18 protein-coding genes and 1 pseudogene are annotated in these 20108 nt (G+C 68.5%); 10 read left to right on the top strand and 9 right to left on the bottom strand.

Annotated elements, in window-relative coordinates; all coding sequences use genetic code 11:
* Positions 1 to 127: 127 nt before the first annotated feature.
* The 3 genes from zwf to ASE02_RS19255 all read left to right on the top strand — a co-directional run bounded on the left by zwf (position 128) and on the right by ASE02_RS19255 (position 4073).
* The gene (gene zwf / locus ASE02_RS19270; protein ID WP_056736421.1) at positions 128 to 1597 is read left to right on the top strand and encodes a glucose-6-phosphate dehydrogenase; all 1470 of its coding nucleotides are present in this window, start codon (positions 128 to 130) and stop codon (positions 1595 to 1597) included.
* Positions 1598 to 1946: 349 nt separating this feature from the next.
* Positions 1947 to 2405 carry a GFA family protein gene (locus ASE02_RS19260; RefSeq protein ID WP_056736417.1) on the top strand — a complete coding sequence of 153 codons (459 nt, stop codon included), beginning with the start codon at positions 1947 to 1949 and terminating at the stop codon, positions 2403 to 2405.
* A 165-nt stretch (positions 2406 to 2570) separates the two neighbouring features.
* On the top strand, positions 2571 to 4073 hold the full coding sequence (locus tag ASE02_RS19255) for an NAD(P)/FAD-dependent oxidoreductase (protein WP_056736415.1): 1503 nt from the start codon (positions 2571 to 2573) through the stop codon (positions 4071 to 4073).
* A 1-nt stretch (position 4074) separates the two neighbouring features.
* On the opposite strand, the gene ASE02_RS19250 is transcribed toward ASE02_RS19255, so the two are convergent.
* Complete coding sequence (locus tag ASE02_RS19250) at positions 4075 to 4317, bottom strand: DUF5961 family protein (protein ID WP_056736413.1); 243 nt, start codon at positions 4315 to 4317, stop codon at positions 4075 to 4077.
* A gap of 61 nt (positions 4318 to 4378) precedes the next feature.
* Complete coding sequence (locus ASE02_RS19245; protein ID WP_056736410.1) at positions 4379 to 6175, bottom strand: glycoside hydrolase family 15 protein; 1797 nt, start codon at positions 6173 to 6175, stop codon at positions 4379 to 4381.
* 213 nt (positions 6176 to 6388) lie between these two features.
* Between ASE02_RS19245 and pyk the strand changes: the two genes are divergently transcribed.
* Entirely contained in the window at positions 6389 to 7807 is a 1419-nt protein-coding gene (pyk, locus tag ASE02_RS19240) for a pyruvate kinase (RefSeq protein WP_056736408.1), read from the top strand.
* 134 nt (positions 7808 to 7941) lie between these two features.
* On the opposite strand, the pseudogene ASE02_RS19235 reads toward pyk, so the two are convergent.
* The 3 genes and pseudogenes from ASE02_RS19235 to ASE02_RS19230 all read right to left on the bottom strand — a co-directional run.
* Positions 7942 to 9724: pseudogene (locus ASE02_RS19235) on the bottom strand (glycogen debranching N-terminal domain-containing protein); the annotation flags it as partial.
* Between the two features lies 1 nt (position 9725).
* The coding region (locus ASE02_RS23215; RefSeq protein ID WP_304438363.1) for a glycogen debranching N-terminal domain-containing protein at positions 9726 to 10029 on the bottom strand (304 nt) is incomplete at its 3' end.
* An 8-nt stretch (positions 10030 to 10037) separates the two neighbouring features.
* Positions 10038 to 11099: a glycosyltransferase family 4 protein gene (locus ASE02_RS19230; protein WP_056736405.1), complete on the bottom strand. Its 1062-nt coding sequence runs from the start codon at positions 11097 to 11099 to the stop codon at positions 10038 to 10040.
* 173 nt (positions 11100 to 11272) lie between these two features.
* Between ASE02_RS19230 and pgl the strand changes: the two genes are divergently transcribed.
* Genes pgl through eda form a run of 4 tightly spaced genes read left to right on the top strand, consistent with a single transcriptional unit; the run spans position 11273 to position 15381 of the window.
* Positions 11273 to 11947, top strand: coding sequence for a 6-phosphogluconolactonase (gene pgl / locus ASE02_RS19225; protein WP_056736403.1), 675 nt, complete (start codon positions 11273 to 11275; stop codon positions 11945 to 11947).
* A 16-nt stretch (positions 11948 to 11963) separates the two neighbouring features.
* On the top strand, positions 11964 to 13790 hold the full coding sequence (gene edd / locus ASE02_RS19220; protein ID WP_056736401.1) for a phosphogluconate dehydratase: 1827 nt from the start codon (positions 11964 to 11966) through the stop codon (positions 13788 to 13790).
* A complete protein-coding gene (glk, locus tag ASE02_RS19215; protein WP_056736399.1) occupies positions 13787 to 14764 on the top strand; it encodes a glucokinase in 978 nt (325 codons plus the stop codon). The genes edd and glk overlap by 4 nt, the downstream gene beginning before the upstream one ends.
* Positions 14761 to 15381: a bifunctional 4-hydroxy-2-oxoglutarate aldolase/2-dehydro-3-deoxy-phosphogluconate aldolase gene (gene eda, locus ASE02_RS19210; RefSeq protein WP_056736397.1), complete on the top strand. Its 621-nt coding sequence runs from the start codon at positions 14761 to 14763 to the stop codon at positions 15379 to 15381. The genes glk and eda overlap by 4 nt, the downstream gene beginning before the upstream one ends.
* A 112-nt stretch (positions 15382 to 15493) precedes the next feature.
* On the opposite strand, the gene ASE02_RS19205 is transcribed toward eda, so the two are convergent.
* From ASE02_RS19205 to ASE02_RS19190, 4 genes are all read right to left on the bottom strand, one after another.
* Positions 15494 to 15916, bottom strand: coding sequence for an SRPBCC domain-containing protein (locus tag ASE02_RS19205; RefSeq protein WP_056736395.1), 423 nt, complete (start codon positions 15914 to 15916; stop codon positions 15494 to 15496).
* A complete protein-coding gene (locus ASE02_RS19200; protein ID WP_056736393.1) occupies positions 15913 to 16233 on the bottom strand; it encodes a helix-turn-helix transcriptional regulator in 321 nt (106 codons plus the stop codon). The genes ASE02_RS19205 and ASE02_RS19200 overlap by 4 nt, the downstream gene beginning before the upstream one ends.
* A gap of 98 nt (positions 16234 to 16331) precedes the next feature.
* Positions 16332 to 17114, bottom strand: a complete 783-nt coding sequence (locus tag ASE02_RS19195; protein WP_056736391.1) for an enoyl-CoA hydratase/isomerase family protein — start codon at positions 17112 to 17114, stop codon at positions 16332 to 16334.
* Positions 17111 to 18277 (bottom strand): acyl-CoA dehydrogenase family protein, encoded by a 1167-nt coding sequence (locus ASE02_RS19190; protein ID WP_056736390.1) that lies wholly within the window; start codon positions 18275 to 18277, stop codon positions 17111 to 17113. The genes ASE02_RS19195 and ASE02_RS19190 overlap by 4 nt, the downstream gene beginning before the upstream one ends.
* A gap of 73 nt (positions 18278 to 18350) precedes the next feature.
* Here ASE02_RS19190 and ASE02_RS19185 point away from each other — a divergent pair, with 73 nt between their 5' ends.
* Both ASE02_RS19185 and ASE02_RS19180 read left to right on the top strand, forming a co-directional pair.
* On the top strand, positions 18351 to 19568 hold the full coding sequence (locus ASE02_RS19185; RefSeq protein ID WP_056736388.1) for a CaiB/BaiF CoA-transferase family protein: 1218 nt from the start codon (positions 18351 to 18353) through the stop codon (positions 19566 to 19568).
* The gene (locus ASE02_RS19180; RefSeq protein WP_056736386.1) at positions 19568 to 20104 is read left to right on the top strand and encodes a (d)CMP kinase; all 537 of its coding nucleotides are present in this window, start codon (positions 19568 to 19570) and stop codon (positions 20102 to 20104) included. The genes ASE02_RS19185 and ASE02_RS19180 overlap by 1 nt, the downstream gene beginning before the upstream one ends.
* Positions 20105 to 20108 lie beyond the last annotated feature (4 nt).

The raw sequence follows: 20108 nt of genomic DNA, 5'->3' as shown, positions 1-20108 counted from the left end.
CGTCGCGGCGCGGTTCGATCCAATTCCACACGTCTGAAGGGGGCAACCGGCGAGAAGGACTTGACGTTGCATCCCCGAACGCCGCTATGCGCGCTCTTAAGTGCAATCTCGCGAAAAGGTGACACCGATGGCCGAGCAGCCCCTCGCCGATGTAATCGTTCTTTTCGGCGGAACGGGCGATCTCGCCCAGAAGATGCTCCTGCCTTCATTGTACTTCCTCGACGCCGACGGCTTCCTGGCCGACGGCTTCGGCATCGTCGCCACGGCGCGGGCCGAGATGACCCGCGAGGCCTTTGTCGCCGAGGCCAAGGACGCCATCGGTTCGCGCGCCGGCCCGGAAGGCCTCGACGCCAAGACCTGGGCGCGCTTCGAGCAGCGCCTGAACTATGTCGGCGCCGACGCCACCACGGCGGCGGGCGCGGCCCTGCTGAAAGAGGCCATTGGCGAGGCCCGCACCCCGATCTTCTATCTGGCGCTGTCGCCCAGCATCTATGGCCGCGTCTGCGCGGCGCTGGCCCAGGCGGGCCTGGCCACGCCGACGACCCGCATCGTGCTGGAAAAGCCCATCGGCCGCGACCTGGAGAGCTCCAAGGTCATCAACGGCGCGGTGGCCGAGGTCTTCCCCGAGGACAGCATTTTCCGGATCGACCACTATCTCGGCAAGGAGACGGTCCAGAACCTGTTGGCGCTGCGCTTCGCCAACACCCTGTTCGAGCCGCTGTGGAACAACCTGACCATCGACCACGTGCAGATCACGGTGGCCGAGACGGAAGGGGTCGGCGACCGCTGGCCCTATTACGACGAGTACGGCGCCCTGCGCGACATGGTGCAGAACCACATGCTCCAGCTGTTGTGCCTGGTGGCCATGGAGCCGCCCTCGGACATGGAGCCGGACTCGGTTCGCGACGAGAAGGTCAAGGTGCTGCGCTCGCTGCGCCCGGTCACCCGCGCCGACGTCCAGACCGTCAGCGTGCGCGGCCAGTACACCTCCGGCGTGGTCGGCGGTCAGTCGGTGACGGGTTACGAGGCCGAGCGCGGTCAGCCGAGCGACACCGACACCTTCGTCGCCCTGCGCGCCGACATCGACAACTGGCGCTGGGCGGGCGTGCCGTTCTTCCTGCGCACCGGCAAGCGGCTGCCCGAGCGCCGCACCCAGATCGCGATCCAGTTCAAGCCGGTGCCGCACTCGATCTTCGAGGGCGCGGCCAAGGCCGACCTCGCCGCCAACCGGCTGGTCATCGACCTGCAGCCGGACGAGGACATCGAACTGCTGCTGATGAACAAGGCGCCTGGCCTGTCGGAGCACGGCATGCGGTTGCAATCCCTGCCGCTGTCGCTGTCCCTGGCCAAGGCCTATTCCGGCCCCAACGCCCGGCGGCGCATCGCCTATGAGCGGTTGATCCTCGACGTCATCCAGAACAACCGCACGCTCTTCGTCCGCCGCGACGAGGTGGAGCGCGCCTGGGATTGGATCGACGGCGTGGCCCAGGCCTGGCGCGAGTCCGGCATGGCGCCCAAGCCCTATGCGGCCGGCAGCTGGGGCCCGGCGGGCGCCTTCGCCCTGATCGAGCGCTCGGACCGCGCCTGGTACGACTGAGGTCTGGGCGTGCGCTTGTCTACTTCTTGCTGCGAAGCCGTGCATAGAGCTGCGGCGCAAAGACGAGTAGCCCAAACACATCCAATATAGCGTCCGCAGGCGTGAAGGGTTGACCGAACACAAGTGTGCGGAGCGAGCGTGCGGCCAAGAATAGCCCACTTGTGATGACGATGACCCAAAGGGCCCAGGTCGGAATCTTGGTCATCCGGCAAGCTTTGCTGTTTCGCTCGCCGCTTGCAACCATCGGGCGCGCTTTCGCCCTGAGGTCGAACCCCACATGGCGCGACTGAGTTCTGGCTCCCTGGGCGGTCGCCCGGCATGATGGCGAGGTGACACGGAGGAGCAGGTCATGGGCGAATGGAATACGCCGCGCGAAGGCGGATGCCGCTGCGGACAGGTGCGGCTGAAGATCAGCGCTGCGCCGCTGCTGACCATGGCCTGTCACTGCACGGGCTGCCAGAAGATGAGCGCCAGCGCCTTCTCTCTCAGCGCCGCGATCCCCGCCGAGGGGTTCTCGGTCACCAAGGGCGAGCCGGTGATCGGCGGGCTGCACGGCTCATCGCGGCACTACTTCTGTCCGCACTGCATGAGCTGGATGTTCACGCGGTCCGAGGGGCTCGACTTCTTCGTCAACCTGCGCCCCTCGATGCTCGACGACCCCAGCGGGCTCGCGCCGTTCATCGAGACCTATACCAGCGAGCGGCTGCCCTGGGCGGTGACGCCGGCGGTCCACAGCTTCGAGCAGTTCCCGCCCTTCGAGGCCTATGAGGGGCTGATGAAGGAATACGCCGTGCAGGGGCCTGGCTAGGGGTTCCTCGCGCGCCGACGCGCCGCCCCGTTCAAGCGCACGCTCCCACTTTCAGTTATCAGCGATAACCTATATTGATTGGCGTCAATTAGCCGAACCGCGCGGGGCATACCCCGCCGGCGAGGGGAAAAGCGGGAATCCGCCAACAACAAAAGAACGGGACCGATGACAGGGACGGAAACGCTCGCCGTGAAGGCGCACACCAAGACACAGCACTTCGACGTTATCATCGTCGGAGCGGGCATTTCGGGGGTCGGCGCGGCCTACCACCTGGCCCAGCAGAGTCCCGGCACGAGCTATACGGTGCTGGAGACCCAGGAGAGTTTCGGCGGCACCTGGCTCACCCACCGCTATCCCGGCATCCGCTCCGACAGCGACCTCTACACCTTCGGCTACCGCTTCAAGCCGTGGAAGGGCACGCCCATCGCCACGGCCGAAGAGATCCTGGCCTATATGGGCGAGGTGATCGACGAGAACGATCTGGCCCGCCACATCCAGTACAAGACCAAGATCACTTCAGCGAGTTGGTCGAGCCGCGACAATCTGTGGACCCTGCAGACGGTGCGCACCGACACCGGCGAGACCGCGTCCTTCACGACCAATTTCCTGTGGATGTGCCAGGGCTACTTCCGGCACTCGCAGGGCTACACGCCGGAGTGGCCGGGCATGGAGGCCTATAAGGGCCAGATCGTCCACCCGCAGACCTGGCCGGAGGACCTCGCCTATCAGGGCAAGAAGGTCGTGGTCATCGGCTCCGGCGCCACGGCGGCGACCGTGGTCCCGGCCATCGCGGCCGAGGTCGACCACGTCACCCTGCTGCAGCGTTCGCCGACCTATTTCATCCCGGGCCGCAACGTCAACGAACTGGCCGACACCCTGCGCGAGCTGGAGATCGACGAGAACTGGGTCCACGAGATCGTCCGCAAGAAGATCCTGTTCGACCAGGCCGGCTTCACCCGTCGCACGCTGGAAGAGCCCGAGGTGGTGAAGGCCGAGCTGCTGGCCGGGGTCCGCGCCTTCCTGGGCGAGGACTATGACGTCGACAAGCACTTCACCCCCAGCTACCGCCCCTGGCGTCAGCGCATCGCCTTCGTGCCGAACGGCGACCTGTTCCAAGGCATCGCCTCGGGCAAGGCCTCGGTGGTCACCGACGAGATCGAGCGCTTCATCGAGACTGGCCTGCTGCTGAAGTCGGGCGAGACCCTGGAGGCCGACATCATCGTGACCGCCACCGGCTTCGACCTGAATGTGCTGGGCGACATCGAATTCGAAGTCGACGGCAAGCCGCTCGATTTCTCCCAGACCGTGAACTATCGCGGCATGATGTTCACCGGCGTGCCGAACCTGATCTGGGTGTTCGGCTACTTCCGGGCCAGCTGGACGCTCCGCGCCGACCTGATCGGCGACTTCGTGCCGCGCCTGCTCAATCACATGAAGGCCAAGGGCGCGAAGCGGGTGGTTCCGGCCCTGCGTCCCGAGGACAAGGACATGGCCCTGGAGCCGTGGATCGATCCGGAGAACTTCAATCCCGGCTACCTGATGCGGGGCATGCATCTGCTGCCCAAGAGCGGGGCCAAGCCTGAGTGGCGTCATAGCCAGGATTACTGGGCCGAGAAGGACGAGCTGCCGAAGATCGACCTCGACGACAAGGCCTTCGTCTACGAGTGAGCTAGTCGCAGAGCCCCGCCTCGCCCCCGACAAGGTCGAGGCGGAAGCACTGGCGCTCGCCGCTTTCGCAGTCGGTCAGCTGGACCTCGATCTCGCCCTGGTCGTCGGCGGCGGGCCGCCATCGCTCGATGAAGGCGAAGGCCGCGTCCTCGAAACTCTCGCCATAGACTTCATGCGTGGCCTTGCGATCTTCGTCGGCCGCGTCGGCCGCGTGGGCCTCGAAGCGTCGAAGGACTTCGGTCATGTCTCTCATGGGCCGCCCTTTCAGCGTCACCCATGAGGAATCCATGATTCGCCAAAAGGATTCAGCGCACCGACGACCAGGGCCGCGAAAGCATGGTCGCGCAGTTGATCAGCCCGACCAGCGAATAGGTCTGCGGGTAGTTGCCCCATAGCTCGGCGCCGTCGAAGGCGATGTCCTCCGACAGCAGGCCCGCGGCCGTGCGACGGTCCAGCATCTCCTCGAACAGGGTCCGGGCCTCCTCGGCGCGGCCCGACAGATGCAGGGCCTCGATCAGCCAGAAGGTGCAGATGTTGAACGCGGTCTTCGGCTCGCCGAAGTCGTCGGGGATGGCGTAGCGCAGCATGTAGGGGCCGCGCCGCAGCCCCTTCTCCACCGCCGCGATGGTCGCGGCCATGCGCGGATCGTCGGGGCTGACGAAACGCACGTCGACCAGTTGCAGCAGGCTGGCGTCCAGTTCGTCGCCGCCGAAGGTCGCGGCGAACCGGCCAAGGTCCTTGTTCCAGGCCTTGTCCTCGATGGTGGCCCGCACGATGGCGGCGCGGCCGTTCCAGAAATCGGCGCGCTCCAGCAGCCCGAGCTTGGCGGCCGCATTGCCCAGCCGGTCGCAGGCCGCCCAGCACATCACCGCCGAATAGGTGTGGACGTTCTCGCGGCCCCTGAACTCCCAGAGGCTGGCGTCGGGCTTGTCGTGCAGCTCAAAGGCGCGCTCGCCGACCGGCTCCAGGCTGCGGAAATCCTCCACCGTCGCGGGCCGAAGCAGCCGCTGGTCGAAGAAGGCCTGCACGGTCGACAGGATGATCTGTCCGTACACGTCATGTTGCAGATGCTCGTGGGCCTGGTTGCCGACCCGCACCGGTCCCATGCCGCGATAGCCGGGCAGGTGCTCGGCGAACCGTTCGGTCAGCGAGGGCTCCAGGCCGACGCCATAGAGCGGCTGAACGTGGCCGCCCTTCGAGCGGTCGACGATGTTGCGCAGATAGCCGAGATAGTTCTCCAGCATGTCGGCCGCGCCCAGCCGGTTCAGGGCCTGGACCACGTAATAGGCGTCGCGCAGCCAGCAGTAGCGATAGTCCCAGTTGCGCTGGCTGCCCTCGTGTTCGGGGATCGAGGTGGTCATGGCTGCGACGATGGCGCCGGTCTCCTCGTGGGCGCAGAGCTTCAGGGTGATCGCCGCGCGGATCACCGCCTCCTGCCACTCCAGCGGCACCGACAGGGTCCGCACCCAGCCGCGCCAATAGGCGGTGGTCTCCTTCAGCATCCGCTCGGTGGTGGCGGTCAGGTCGGCGTCGAACCCCTCGTCGGGGCCCAGGAACATCGAGACCGGCTCCTCCAGCCGAAACAGCCGCTCGCCGCTGATGTGCGAGATCGGCGCGTCGGTGGTCATCCGCAGGGTCATCTCGCCGCCGACGAACCGGATGTGGTTGGAGCCGGTGGTCCGCTCGGCCGCCCGCTCCCCCCAGTTCACGGTCGGGCGCAGCTTGATGCGGATCTTCGGCACCCCGGCGATCGGCCGGATCAGGCGGATGAAGGCCAGCGGCCGGTAGACCCGTCCGAACTGCCGATAGCGTGGGCAGAAGTCGATCACCTGGGCGATGGCCCCGGCCTTGTCGGTGATCTCGGTCACCAGGATCGGGGTGTTGCGCAGGTAGCTCTGGCGGACGCTGGCCTGGTCTTCCAGTTCCACCGACCAATAGCCCTGGGCGTCGGCGTGCTCATCCGGGTCGGCGCCGAGCAGGGTCGAGAACACCGGATCGCCGTCGACGCGCGGCGCGCAGGCCCAGACCAGCCTGCCGGCCCGGTCGATCAGGCCGCTGGCCGCGCAGTTGCCGATGGGGAAAAGGTCGAGGCTCTGGGTCATCAGGCTGCAATTCGCGAAGCTGGCGTCGGTTCAGGAAAAAGTCGCCCAAAGGCGGCGAGGATGAGGCCGGCCCGTCAGTCCGGCGTCAAATCGCAAGACCCGATCGGAAAGGTTCGTCATGTCGCCCGGTTGGGTCATATTGCGCCAAACCGGCCTCGCGTCGGCGGCGAATGGGTATAGACACCGGTTACCTAGACACTTCACGGAGGTCAGATGATCCGCGCCCGCCGCGCCCGTATTGTCGCCACGCTCGGTCCCGCCAGCCGCGAGGCGTCCAAGGTCATCGAACTCGCCACCGCTGGCGCCGACGTGTTTCGGGTGAATTTCAGCCACGGAACCCACGCCGACCACGCCGCGACCATCGCCAATGTGCGCGCCGCCGAGGCGGCCGTCGGCCGGCCGCTGGCCGTGCTGGCCGACCTGCAGGGTCCCAAGATCCGGCTGGGCGAATTCGCCGACCGGACCGTGCGTCTCAAGCCGGGCCAGGACTTCCGCCTCGACACCTCGCATGAGCCCGGCGACGCCTCGCGCGTCGGCGTGCCGCTGGTCGAGGTGTTCGCCGCCTTGGCGCCCGGCTCCGACATCCTGCTGGACGACGGCCGAGTTCGGCTGAAGGTCCGGCGCTGCGGTCCCGACTTCGCCGAGACGGTGGTGATCTCCGGCGACCAGCTCTCCGACCACAAGGGCCTCAACCTGCCGGGCCACGCGATCCCGGTTCCGGCCCTGACGCCGAAGGACCGCGAGGACCTGGCCTTCGCCCTGGAGCAGGGCGTCGACTGGGTGGCCCTGTCCTTCGTGCAGCGCGCCTCCGACATGGCCGAACTGCGCCAGATCGTGCAGGGCCGCGCCGCCGTGCTGGCCAAGATCGAAAAGCCCGCCGCGCTCGAGGCGCTCGACGAGATCCTCGACCTCTGCGAGGCGGTGATGGTCGCGCGTGGCGATCTCGGCGTGGAGCTGAACCCCGAGGACGTGCCGGTGGTGCAGAAGGCGCTGATCCGCGCCGCCCGCACCCGGGGCATTCCGGTGATCGTCGCGACCCAGATGCTGGAATCGATGATCCACGCCCCGACCCCGACCCGCGCCGAGGCCTCCGACGTGGCCGGCGCGGTCTATGAGGGCGCCGACGCGGTGATGCTGTCGGCCGAGACCGCGGCCGGCGAATACCCGGTCGAGGCGGTGACGATCATGAACCGCATCCTCACCCGGGTGGAGCTCGACCCGCGCTGGCCCGAGCTGATGGCGGCGGAATATCCGGTCGAGGACGCCGACGCCGACGCCCTGGTCGCCGCCGCGCACCGCGCCGCCGAGACCGCCTCGACGGCCTGTATCGCGGCTTTCACCACCACCGGTCAGACGGCCCTGCGGCTGGCGCGCGAGCGACCGCTGCAACCGACCCTGGCCCTGACCCCCAATCTGAAGACCGCGCGCAAGCTGGCCCTGGCCTGGGGCGTGGAGACGCGGGTGGTGCCCGCCCTGACCGATCCCGAAGACCTCGCCCGCGTGGCGGTGGAGCAGGCGGTTCAGACTGGCCTGGCGGCGCCGGGTCAACGGATCATCATCCTGGCCGGACTGCCGATGGGATCGCCCGGCGCGGCCAACATCCTGCGGATCGCCCACACGCCGAGGCGGTGATCGCCAGCTTCCGATGCTCCCCCCGTTGGGGGAGCTGTCAGCGAAGCTGACTGAGGGGGACCATGACTCCTTCAGCAAACCCCCTCCGTCGCGCTGCGCGCGCCACTCCCCCAGCGGGGGAGGATCTGGCCGTCTCACCGCACCCGCACGGGAATCCCCGTCGGGCCGCGGCCCTGCACGTCGACCCGGCGGCCGGCGTGTTCGAACAGCAGGTCGACCTTCTCGTCGCCGATCCTCAGCCCGTCGATCTCCAGCCGGTCGATGCCGATCGGCAGGCGGGGGTCGGAGACCCGCACCTCACGGTTCCAGCCGTCGACCGTGACGCCCAGGCAGGCCTGCAGCATCATGAAGATCGAGCCCGCCGCCCAGGCCTGGGGCAGGCAGGCGACCGGATAGGCCACCGGCGGCTCGCCGGCCATGCGCGGAAAACCGCAGAACAGCTCCGGCAGCCGCATCTCGAAGGTGTTGGCGGTTTCGAACAGGCCCGAGGTCAGGGTCACCACCGCGTCGCGTTCGCCATAGCGTGACAGGCCCATGGCGCAGATCGCGGTGTCGTGCGGCCAGACCGAACCGTTGTGATAGCTCATCGGGTTGAAGCGCGGCTCGCCGGTGGCCAGCGTGCGAACGCCCCAGCCGCTGTCGAAGGCCGCCGAGGTCAGCTGCTTGGCCACCTTCCGCGCCCGCTCCGGGCTGGGAAGGCCGCAGAACAGCAGGTGGCCGGGATTGCTGGTGCGCACGCGGCAAAGCTCGCCCTCGCCGTCGATGGCGATGCCGTAGGTGCCGAGGTCCTCCATCCAGAAGCGGCGCTCCACCGCCTCGCGGATCTGCTCGGCCCGGGCGGCCCAGCGGGCGGCGTTGTCCTGGTCGCCGCGATGATGGGCGAGCTTGGCCATCGCCCGGTAGGCGGCGAAGGCGTAGCCTTGGACCTCGACCAGGGCGATCGGGCCGTTGGGGAACCGGCCATCGGCGTGGAAGACGCTGTCCTCGCTGTCCTTCCAGCCCTGGTTGGCGAGGCCAGAATCCTTGCCGCGCTTGTAGTCGATCAGCCCGTCGCCGTCGGAGTCGCCGTATTGCTCGATCCAGTGGATCGCGCCGGTCAGGGCCGGCCACAGGTCGTCGATCAGCGCCAGGTCGCGCGTGCGCTCGGCATAGGCGCCGGCCAGGGCCACGAACAGCGGCGTGGTGTCGACCCCGCCGTAGTAGCGGGCGAACGGCACCTCGCCCAAGGCCGGCATCTCGCCCTTGCGGGTTTCGTGCATGATCTTGCCGGGCGCGGAGTCGCGGAAGGCCGAGACCTCCTCGGCCTGATGGGCCGCCAGATAGGTCAGCACGCCGCGCGCCAGGGACGGCTCGAACCACAGGATCTGCCAGGCGGTGATGATTGCGTCGCGCCCGAACGCGGTCGAGAACCAGGGAATGCCGGCATAGGGATAGGGGCCGGTCTCCATGCGGGTGGTGAGCAGCGCCAGGTCGGCCCGCGACTTCTCCAGCCATTCGTTGAACAGCCGGCCCGAACTCTTGATCCGCGCCCCGTGACGGCGTCGCGAGCGCATGTCCCAACGGGCGCGGGCCGCGGCGTCGCGGAAGCGTTCGCGGCCCGGGATCGCGCCGTTGTGGGCGCCGACCTCCAGATAGAGCTCCAGCCGGCCCTCGGGCTGCAGCGAATACATGTAGTCGGCGCGCTGGCCGCCGATCCGCCCGGGCGGATCGGAGAAGGAGATCACGCTGGAGCGCTCCACCTTGTCCAGGCCGTCATAGCGGAAGCGCACGCTGCGCCCGTCGATCTCCGGCGGGTGCAGCAGTCCGCGGCGTTCGCGGTGCATGCCGCGCACCTCGAACATGTCGCGGAAGTCGGCCCCGAACTCCAGCGACAGCGGCAGCAGCACCACGTCGCGGCTGTAGTTCATGCAGGTGATGNCCACCGGGCCGCCGGGATAGGGCAGGGCCTGGTTGGCGCCGTGCGAGGTGAAGAACACGTTGTCCTGGGCGATGGCCGCCGACAGCAGCGAGGGCTGTTGTCCGCCCAGCAGCAGCCGGAACCGCGACAGGATGCGGGTGTCGTTGTGGAACAGCCCGTCACCCATGCCGACGATGTCGCCAAAGGCGTCGGCCACCACGAAGGTGTCCTTGTCTTTCAGCGCGAAGAGCCGGTGCGGGACACGCGGCTCGCCGGTCTCTCCCAGTTCTATCGGCGCGTCGGGCGCCGGCGCGAGATCGTCCATCCCTAGCCTCAACCGTTGGCGACGAGGGCCATGTCGGGTCGGGTCGCGCCCTGGCGGGCGTAGAGGTCGAGATAGCGCCGGGCCATGGCGGTCGCCGAGAACCGTTCCTCGAATCTGCGCCGGACCTCGCGGCGGTTCAAGGTCATGGCGCGGCTGACGGCCTTAATCGCCTGGTCCTCGTCGTGCACGATGAAGCCGGTCAGTCCGTCCTCGACGACCTCGGGCACCGAGCCGCAGCCATAGGCGATCACCGGCGTGCCGCAGGCCATGGCCTCGATCATCACCAGGCCGAACGGCTCGGGCCAGTCGATCGGGAACAGCAGCGCCTGCGCCCCGCCCAGGAAGTCCGATTTCGCGTCGTCGCCGATCTCGCCCACGAACTCGACCAGCTTCTGGCCGATGATCATCGGCTCGATCTTTTCCTGGAAATATCGGGCGTCGGCGGCGTCGACCTTGGCGGCGATCTTCAGCGGCACGCCCAGGCGCTTGGCGATGGCGATGGCGCGGTCAGGGCGCTTTTCCGGCGAGATGCGGCCGAGGAACGCCAGGTAGCCGCCGGGTTCATAGTGCGGCTTGTAGAGGTCGGCGGCCATCCCGTGGTGCACGGTCCCGGCCCAGTTGGCGAACGGGATCGGCGTCCTCTGGTCGTCGGAGATCGAGACCAGCGGGAACTGCTTCCAGCGCCAATAGACGCCCGGCAGGTCCTTCAGATCCAGCCGGCCGTGCAGGGTGGTCAGGGTCTTGCCCGGCATGTCCTCGAAGAACGGGAAGTGCAGGATGTCGGTATGGAAGTGGATGATGTCGAACTCGTGCGCCCGCCGGCGCACGTCCCAGAGCATCGACATGTGGGCGGCCAGGTCGGACTTCAGCAGCGCCGGGTCCAGCCGGATCGCCTGATCGCGGACCTTGACCAGCTTGGCCTTGGTCTGGGCCTCGGCGCTGGCGAATAGGGTGACGTCGTGGCCCAGCTCCACCAAGGCGTCGGTGAGGTGCGCCACGACCCGTTCGGTCCCCCCATAGAACCGCGGCGGCACGGCTTCATAGAGCGGCGGAACTTGAGCGATCCTCATCGAACGACCTCCTGATTTTCGGGTGAGCGCGATCCTGCGGGGGGTAGGCGTCGGCGCGGAACCGTGGGGAAAGCTCTCGACCGGGCAGGAAGGTTCCGAGCAACGCGCCGCTTTCCTCGCTTCACACGCGAATCTGCGGGGCGTTTGCCGCGTAGCTGCGTTATGGGCGGGACATGCTTGAAGCTTTCGAAAATCCGGCCGCCTTGGCCGAGGCCGCCGCGGCGGCCGTGCTGGAGGCGCTCGCCGCCGCCATTGCTGAGCGCGGCTCCGCCGTCCTGGTCGCCACCGGCGGCCGTTCGCCCGCGCCGATCTATGACTTGCTGGCCCAGGCGCCGCTGGATTGGGACAAGGTCGCGGTGACGCTGTCCGACGACCGGTTCGTAGCCCCGACCTCGCCGGACTCCAACGAACGCCTGGTGCGCGAGCGGCTGCTGGTCGGTCCGGCGGCTTCGGCGCACTTCACGCCGCTGAGCTTCGACGTCGCCAACGTCAGGGAGGCCGCGCTGCGCGCCGAGCCCGAGGTCAAGGCGCTGGCGCCCTATGACGTCATGCTGCTGGGCATGGGCGAGGACGGCCATGTGGCGTCGCTCATTCCGGGCAGCTCGGTGATGGACGAGGCGATGAATCTGGCCGGCGATCGCTTCTGCCTGGGCGTTCCGGCCGGGGTCGGTTCGCCGCCGCTGGCCCGCGTGACCATGACCATGCCGGCCCTTCTGCAGGCCCGCCTGACGCTCATCCTGATCTCCGGCCAGACCAAGCGCGAGATCATCGAAAACGGCGGCGGTCTTCCCGTGCACCTGCTGCTGGAACAGGCTAAAGCGCCGGTGCGCGTTCTCTGGACCTCGTAAAAGTCGGAGCTATTTGATGTCCGTCGCCCTGCATCCTGTCACCGCCGCAGTCACGGCGCGTATTGTCGAGCGTAGCCGCGACAGCCGCGCTGACTACCTCCGCCGGATGGAGGCGGCTCGCCATGACGCGCCGGGCCGCGCAAAGCTCTCCTGCGCCAACTGGGCCCATGCCTTCGCCGCCAGCTCGGACGGCGACAAGCAGCGGATGCGCAATCCCACCGCGCCGAACGTGGCCATCGTCTCGGCCTATAACGACATGCTCTCGGCCCACCAGCCGCTGGAGCGCTACCCCGCCCTGATCAAGGCCGCGGCCGAGGAAGTCGGCGCCACCGCGCAATACGCCGGCGGCGTGCCGGCCATGTGCGACGGCGTCACCCAGGGCCGTCCGGGCATGGAGTTGTCGCTGTTCTCCCGCGACGTGATCGCCATGTCGACGGGGATCGCCCTGACCCACGACGCCTTCGACGCCGCGCTGATGCTGGGCATCTGCGACAAGATCGTGCCGGGTCTGGTGATCGGGGCGCTGGCCTTTGGTCACCTGCCGACCATCTTCGTGCCGGCCGGGCCGATGAGCACGGGCCTGTCCAACGCCGAGAAGGCCCGCGTGCGCGGCCTGTTCGCCGAGGGCAAGGCGACCCGCGACGAGCTGCTCGAAAGCGAGATGAAGTCCTATCACGGGCCGGGCACCTGCACCTTCTACGGCACCGCCAACTCCAACCAGATGATGATGGAGATGATGGGCCTGCACCTGCCGGGCTCGGCCTTCATCCACCCGAACACGCCGCTGCGCGACGCCCTGGTCGCCGCCGCGCCCAAGCGCGCCATCGAGATCGCCAACGGGACCAACACCTATACGCCGATGGCCGCGGTGGTGGACGAGAAGTCCATCGTCAACGCCCTGGCCGGCCTGCTGGCCACCGGCGGCTCGACCAACCACACCCTGCATCTGGTGGCCATGGCCCGCGCGGCCGGGATCGTCATCGACTGGCAGGACTTCGACGAGCTGTCCAAGGTCACGCCGCTGCTGGCGCGGGTCTATCCGAACGGCTCGGAGGACGTGAACGCCTTCCATGCGGCCGGCGGCATGGCCTTCGTGGTGCGCGAGCTGCTGGACGCGGGCCTGGCCCACGAGGACGTGGTCACCGTCGCCGGCGCCGGCTTGCGGCTCTATCAGCAGGAGCCGTTCCTGGAGGACGGCAAGCTGGTCTGGCGCGAGGGCGCGGCCCAGTCGCTGAACCTCGACATCCTGCGCCCGGCCACCGACCCCTTCCTGCCGGAGGGCGGCATGCGGCTGCTGACCGGCGGGCTCGGCCGGGCGGTGATCAAGACCTCGGCGGTCAAGGAGGCCAACCTCGTTGTCGAGGCGCCGGCCCTGGTCTTCGAGGACCAGGACGATCTGCTGGCCGCCCACAAGCGCGGCGAGCTCAATCGCGACTTCATCGCCGTGGTCCGCTTCCAGGGCCCGACCGCCAACGGCATGCCCGAGCTGCACAGCCTGACCCCGGTGCTCGGCGTGTTGCAGGACAAGGGGTTCAAGGTGGCCCTGGTCACCGACGGGCGGATGTCCGGCGCCTCGGGCAAGGTGCCCGCCGCCATCCACGTCACGCCGGAGGCCGCCCACGGCGGGCCGCTGGCCTTTGTCCGCGACGGCGATGTCATCCGCCTCGACGCCCACGCCGGCGTGCTGGAGATCAAGGTCGACCCGGCCGAGCTGGCGGCCCGGCCGCGGGCGGTGACGCCGCCCGCTGGTTTCGGCTATGGCCGGGAGTTGTTCGGCTGGATGCGCAAGGCCGCCGGACCTGCAGAACTGGGGGCCAGCGCCCTCTTCGGAGACGCCGCGTGAAGACAGTCTATACCGGCCTGGTCGGCGATGTGGGCGGCACCAACGCCCGCCTCGCCGTGGTGGATTCCGCCGGCCGTATTCGTAACCCCAAGACCTATCCAGCCAAGGAGTACGGCTCCCTGACCGAGGTGATCGGCGAGTATCTCGAAACCACGGTCGGCCGCCAGAAGCTGCACACCGCGGTCATCGCCGTGGCCGGCCCCGTGGTCGACGGCGAGATCGAGTTCACCAATCTCGACTGGCGGATTTCCGAAGGCGAACTGATCGGCACCTTCGAGTTCCATTCCGCGCGGCTGATCAACGATTTCGCGGCCCAGGCGCTGGCCGCTCCGGTGCTCGACGCCGACGACCTGCGCACCATCGGCCCGGCCATGCGCGGCGCCGAGGGCGCGCCGATCCTGGTCCTGGGGGCCGGCACCGGCTTCGGCGTCTCCATGGTGGTCCGCACCGAGCGCGGCGACGTCGCCATTCCCAGCGAAGGCGGCCATGCGGGCTTCGCGCCTTATGACGGGGTCGAGGCGGCCATCTGGGCCTCGCTCCGCCGCACCCACGGCCGGGTTTCAATCGAGCGGCTGCTGTCGGGGCCGGGCCTCTACTCGCTCTATCGCGGCCTGGCCGACGTGCGCGGCGTGGCGCCCGACCTGAAGGACGAGAAGGAAGTCCTGGCCGCCGGCCAGGCGGGCGGCGACCTGCTGGCCGAAGAGACCCTGGACCGCTTCTGCGAGATCTTGGGTTCGGTGGCCGGCGACATCGCCCTGATCTGCGGCGCACGCGGCGGGGTCTATGTCTCCGGCGGCATGGCGCCGCGCATGGCCGACCGTCTGGCCTCGGGCGGTTTCCGCCGCCGCTTCGAAGACAAGGGGCGGCTTTCCGACTATACCCGCGATATTCCGACCCATCTCATCGTGCACCCCTTCGCGGCCCTGGTCGGCGCGGCCCGCGTTCTGGAACAGATGGAAGGAAGCGTCCTTTGACCCTTGCCGAGATCCTCAAGCTCGCACCCGTGGTGCCGGTCCTGATCGTCGAGGAAGAGGCGCACGCCGTTCCCCTGGCCAAGGCCCTGGTGGCTGGCGGCCTCTACGCCCTGGAAGTCACCCTGCGCACGCCGGTGGCGGTCGAATGCATCCGCCGGATCGCCGGCGAGGTCGAGGGCGCGGTAGTCGGCGCCGGCACGATCCTCACCTCCTCGGCCCGCCAAGCGGCGGCCGATGCGGGCGCGAAGTTCGGGGTCAGCCCCGGCCTGATCGGGGGCGAGGGCTTCGACGGCCCGCTGCCGCTGCTGCCGGGCGTCGCCACGGCGACTGAACTGATGGCGGGCCTGCGCGCCGGCTACACCCACTTCAAGCTGTTCCCGGCCAATGTGGTCGGCGGCGTCGGGGCGCTGAAGGCCTTCTCCAGCCCGTTCCCGCAGGCGACCTTCTGCCCGACCGGCGGGATCGACGCGAAGAACGCCCCGGACTACCTGGCCCTGCCGAACGTCATCTGCGTTGGCGGCAGCTGGGTCGCCCCGGCCGACGCCGTCCGCGCCGGCGACTGGGGCCGCATCACCGACCTGGCCCGCGCGGCCTCCCAACTGGGCAAGGCGGCGTAAGAACCCCCTCAGTCAGCTTTGCTGACAGCTCCCCCAGAGGGGAGCATCTGACGTCTCAAAGATTCTCCCCCGCTGGGGGAGGTGGATCGCCGAAGGCGAGACGGAGGGGGCCTTAGAGCGCCTGCGCCAACCCCTCCAAAATCATCGTCCAGCCGCCCTGCGTGCGCTCGGCATAGTCTTGCCAGACGCCTTCGTGGGTCAGGGTCAGCTCGCAGCCCGTCCCCGCCGGGACGATCTCAATGGTCACCCGGGTGGCGTCCTTCATGTCCTTCCGGGCCGCGAAGTCGAACACCAGGCGGCGCGGCCGGTCGATCTCGACATAGCGGCCGAAGTGCTCGGCATCGCCGATCTCGGGGCGACGATCGATGATCAGGAAGCCGCCGCCGACCCGTGCGTCGATCTCGACCTTGACGATCTCGCCGGTCGGGGTGGCGAACAGGAATTTCGCGGCGCGGGCCGGGTCCAGCCAGGCGTCGAACACCCGCTCGAGCGAGGCGTCGAAGCGGTGGCTGACGACGATGGTCGCGGCGGTCATGGCGTCTGATCCTCCTGGATAAGCAGGGCGTCCAGCGCCGCCAGGCTGCGGGTCCAACGCGAACGCTGGGCGTCCATCCAGGCCAAGGCTTCGTCCATCGCCTGCGGATTGAACGACAACAGATGTTCGCGGCCCTGGCGGCGGCGGCGCACCAGATCGGCCCGCTCCAGCATGCGGATATGCTTGGAGACCGAGTTCAACGAGATGTCGAAGGGGGCGGCCAGATCGGTCACCCGCGCCTCGCCCTGGGCCAGCCGCGCCAGGATCGCCCGGCGGGTCGGGTCGGACAGGGCCAGCAAGGTGTCGTCGATCTGCATACATTCACCCAATTGGATGAATGTATGGGTGTGGGGTTCCGAGAGTCAACGCGGGAGCCTTTCCTCCCCCTGCGCGGCGGGGGAGGAAGGGAGCGAAGTCAGCGCCCCGAGAAGCGGCCTGGGCGGCGTTCCTGCACGGCGCGGACGCCTTCGGCGAAGTCCTCGGTGGCGCGCAGGAGGGTCTGTTCGGCGTGCTCGTGATGGGTCTGGGCGCGGACGGCTTGGGCCAGTCCTTCACGCAGGGTTTTGCGGGTGGCGAGCACCGCCAGCGGCGCGTTCTCGGCGATCTCGGCGGCCAGGGACTGAGCCGAGGCCAGCAGGTCCGAGAGCGGCACGACCTCGTCGACGAGGCCCCAGGCCAGGGCCTCGTCGGCCTTCACCCGCCGCCCGGTCAGGAACATCAGGCTGGCGCGCTGCTGGCCGATCAGCCGGGGCAGGGTGTGGGTCAGGCCAAAGCCGGGATGGAAGCCCAGCTTCACGAAATTGGCCGAGAACCGCGCCTCGGGCGCCGCCACCCGGAAGTCGGCGACCAAGGCCAGGCCCAGGCCCGCGCCGACGGCTGCGCCCTGCACCGCCGCCACGATCGGGGTCTCCACCGAGAACAGCCGCACCGCCTGGTCGTAGAGGGCGTTGATGCCGCTCATCCCGCTGCCGCCGATGCCGTCGGGCGCCACCAGATCGGCGCCGGCGCAGAACGGCTTGCCGGCCGAGGCCAGCACCACGGCGCGACAATCGTTGGAGCGGTCCAGCGCCTCCAGCGCGTCGGCCAGGTCGCGCATCAGGTCGACCGACACGTGATTGTTCGGCGGCCGGTTGATCATGACCGTGGCCACATGGGCCTCGGTCGCCACGGTGAGGTGGTCGCCGTAAGCGGTTTTCATCGTCTCGATCCCATCAGGTTACGGGCCACCACCCATTTGTGGACTTCGGTGGGGCCGTCATAGATTCGCATGGTCCGCAGGCGTGTGGCCATCAACTGCAGCGGCAGTTCCTTGGTCATGCCCATGGCGCCGAAGGCCTGCATCGCCCGGTCGACGACCTCCCAGGCCATCTCCGTGGCGTAGGCCTTGATCATCGAGATTTCCTGGCGGACGTCGCGGCCCTGGTCGAGCTTCCAGGCGCAGTCATAGGTCATCAGCCGCGCGGCGTGGATGCGGGTGGCGGCGTCGGCCACCCACCACTGGATCGCCTGGCGTTCGCTGAGCGGCAGGCCGAAGGTCTTCCGCTGGGGGGCGTACTCGCAGATCATGTCCAGCGCCCGCTGCGCCATGCCGATCGACCACGACGCCATCTCGATCCGCCGGGTGCCCAGCCGCAGTTGCATGGGCGCAAAGCCGTTCCCCTCCTGGCCGAGCAGCTTCCAGCCCTCGACCCGGCAATCCTCCAGCGCGATCTCATAGGTCGCCTGGCCGCCGATCATCGGGATCTTGCGCAGCACGTTGAAGCCCGGCGTTCCCTTGTCGACCAGGAAGGCCGACATGCCGCCGCGCGCGCCCTTTTCCTTGTCGGTCACCGCCATCAGGATGGTGAAGTCGGCCTCCTCGGCCCGGCTGATCCAGATTTTTCGACCCTGGATGATCCAGTCCTCGCCGTCGCGTGTCGCCCGCGTGAGCATGCCGGCCGGGTCGGCCCCGGCGCCGGGCTCGGAGATGCCGATGGCGCTGATCGTCTCGCCGCGCACATAGGGGGCCAGATAGGCCTCGCGCTGGCGCTCGTTCACCGTGGCGGCCAGCATCCGCAGGTTCGGGCTGTCCGGCGGCAGGGTGTAGGGCGTGATCGTCTTGCCCAGCTCCTCATTGACCCCGACCATGGCCACGGCCGGCAGGTCGACCCCGCCGACGTCCTCGGGCGCGTCCAGGCCCCAGAGGCCGAGCGACTTGGAAACCTCATCGAGGCGTTTGTGCTCGGCGGCCCCGATGCCCAGCCCCTCGCCGCCGGCCTCGCGGGCCAGAACCCCGGCCTCCAGCGGCAGCAGTTCGTCCTGAACGAAGCGGGCGACCAGCTCCTTCAGCATCCGGTGTTCGTCGGAAAGTGCGAAGTCCACTAGCCCTCCCCCGCGTCATTGCGCGATCTTGGCGGAGATCATAGCGGCTGAAGCAGCCGAGGGGAGATGTGACGTGGCGGAAACGAAGAAGCTGGCGGGCGCGGCCACCGGTCCCCTGAAGGGCGTGCGCATCCTCGACCTGACCAGCGTGGTGTTCGGGGCCTATGCGACCCAGATGCTGGGCGACCAGGGCGCCGAGGTGATCAAGCTCGAGGACCCCGGCTCGGCCAGCGGCGACGGCGGCGACATCATGCGCTGGCCGGGGCACACGCCGGAGGGCTGGCCCCGCGATCTTGGCCCCATCTTCCTGACCATCAACCGTAACAAGCGCTCGGTGGTCTTCAACCTGGCCGACCCGAAGTCGCGCCGCAGCCTGGAGCAGCTGATCAAGAGCTGCGACGTCTTCGCCACCTCGATCCGTTACGAGGGCCTCAAGCGTCTGGGCCTGGCCTATGAAGACGTGAAGGCCCTGCGGCCCGACGTCGTCTATGTCCACGCCGCCGGCTATGGCTCGGAGGGGCCCTATGCGGGCGAGCCGGCCTATGACGACCTGATCCAGTCGGCCTGCGGCCTGGCCGACATCCTGCCGCGCACCGATGGCGATCCGACCCCCCGCATCCTGCCGACCCTGGTGGCCGACAAGGTCTCGGGCCTGTTCATGGCCCAGGCGATCACCGCGGGCCTGTTCAGCCGCAGCCAGACCGGGGAGGGCCAGTTCATCGAGGTGCCGATGCTGGAATGCATGACCAGCTTCACCCTGGTCGAGCACCTCTACGACCACGCCTTCGACCCGCCGACCGGCCAGTGGGGCTATCAGCGGGTGGTCAATCCGCACCGCAAGCCGTTCCCGACCAAGGACGGCCACATCGGTCTGCTGCCCTACACCAACAAGCAGTGGGACATCTTCTTCGACGTCGCCGGTTGGGGCGAGACCTTCGGTAAGGACCCGCGGTTCCAGGGCCAGGAGCGGGGCAAGAACATCCACGACCTCTACGCCCTGGTCGAGACGGTCACCGTCACCAAGACCACCGATGAATGGCTGGCCCTGCTCAAGCCGTTGTCGATTCCGGTCACCCGCACCAACCGGCTGGACGACCTGCCCAACGATCCGCACCTGAAGGCGGTCGGCTTCTTCGAGAAGTACGACCATCCGCAGGCCGGGACCTATGTGGCGATGAAGCCGCCGGTGAAGTTCACTGGCACGCCGTCGAACATCCGCCGCCACCCGCCGCGCCTGGGCGAGCACACGCAGGAAGTCCTGGCCGAGCTGTCGGAGACGCAAGACAGCTGATGCGGATCGCGGTGATCGGAAGTTCGGGATCGGGCAAGTCGACCCTGGCCAAGCAGTTGGCTAGGACCCTGAACCTGCGTCACATCGAGCTCGACGCCATCAACTGGCTGGCCGGCTGGCGGGGCCTGAACCAGGACGATCCCGACGAGTTCGTGCGCCGGGTGCAGGCGCAGATCGTGGACGACGCCTGGATCACCGACGGCAACTACAGCCAGGTCCTGCCGCACATCCTGGCTCGCGCCACCCATGTGATCTGGCTGGACTATGAGCGGCCGTTGATCATGCGCCGGGTGATCTGGCGTTCGTTTCGCCGCAGCCTGGATCAGACTGAGCTTTGGCCCGGCACCGGCAATCGCGAGCGCTGGACCCAGTGGCTCAGCAAGGAGCATCCGATCCGCTGGGCCTGGGACACCTTCCACCGGCGGCGCACGGCCTACGAGGCGGCGATGGCCAACTCCAAGCTGGCGCACCTGCAGGTCCACCGCCTGCGCGATCCGCGTGAGGCGGAGGGTTTGGCCGGCCGACTGGCCAAGTAGATGC

Origin of the sequence: Phenylobacterium sp. Root700 (assembly GCF_001429025.1) — a bacterium.
Taxonomy (GTDB): Bacteria; Pseudomonadota; Alphaproteobacteria; order Caulobacterales; family Caulobacteraceae; genus Phenylobacterium.
The sequence above is the reverse complement of the archived record's forward strand: the minus strand, read 5'-3'. Positions and strand labels throughout refer to the sequence as shown.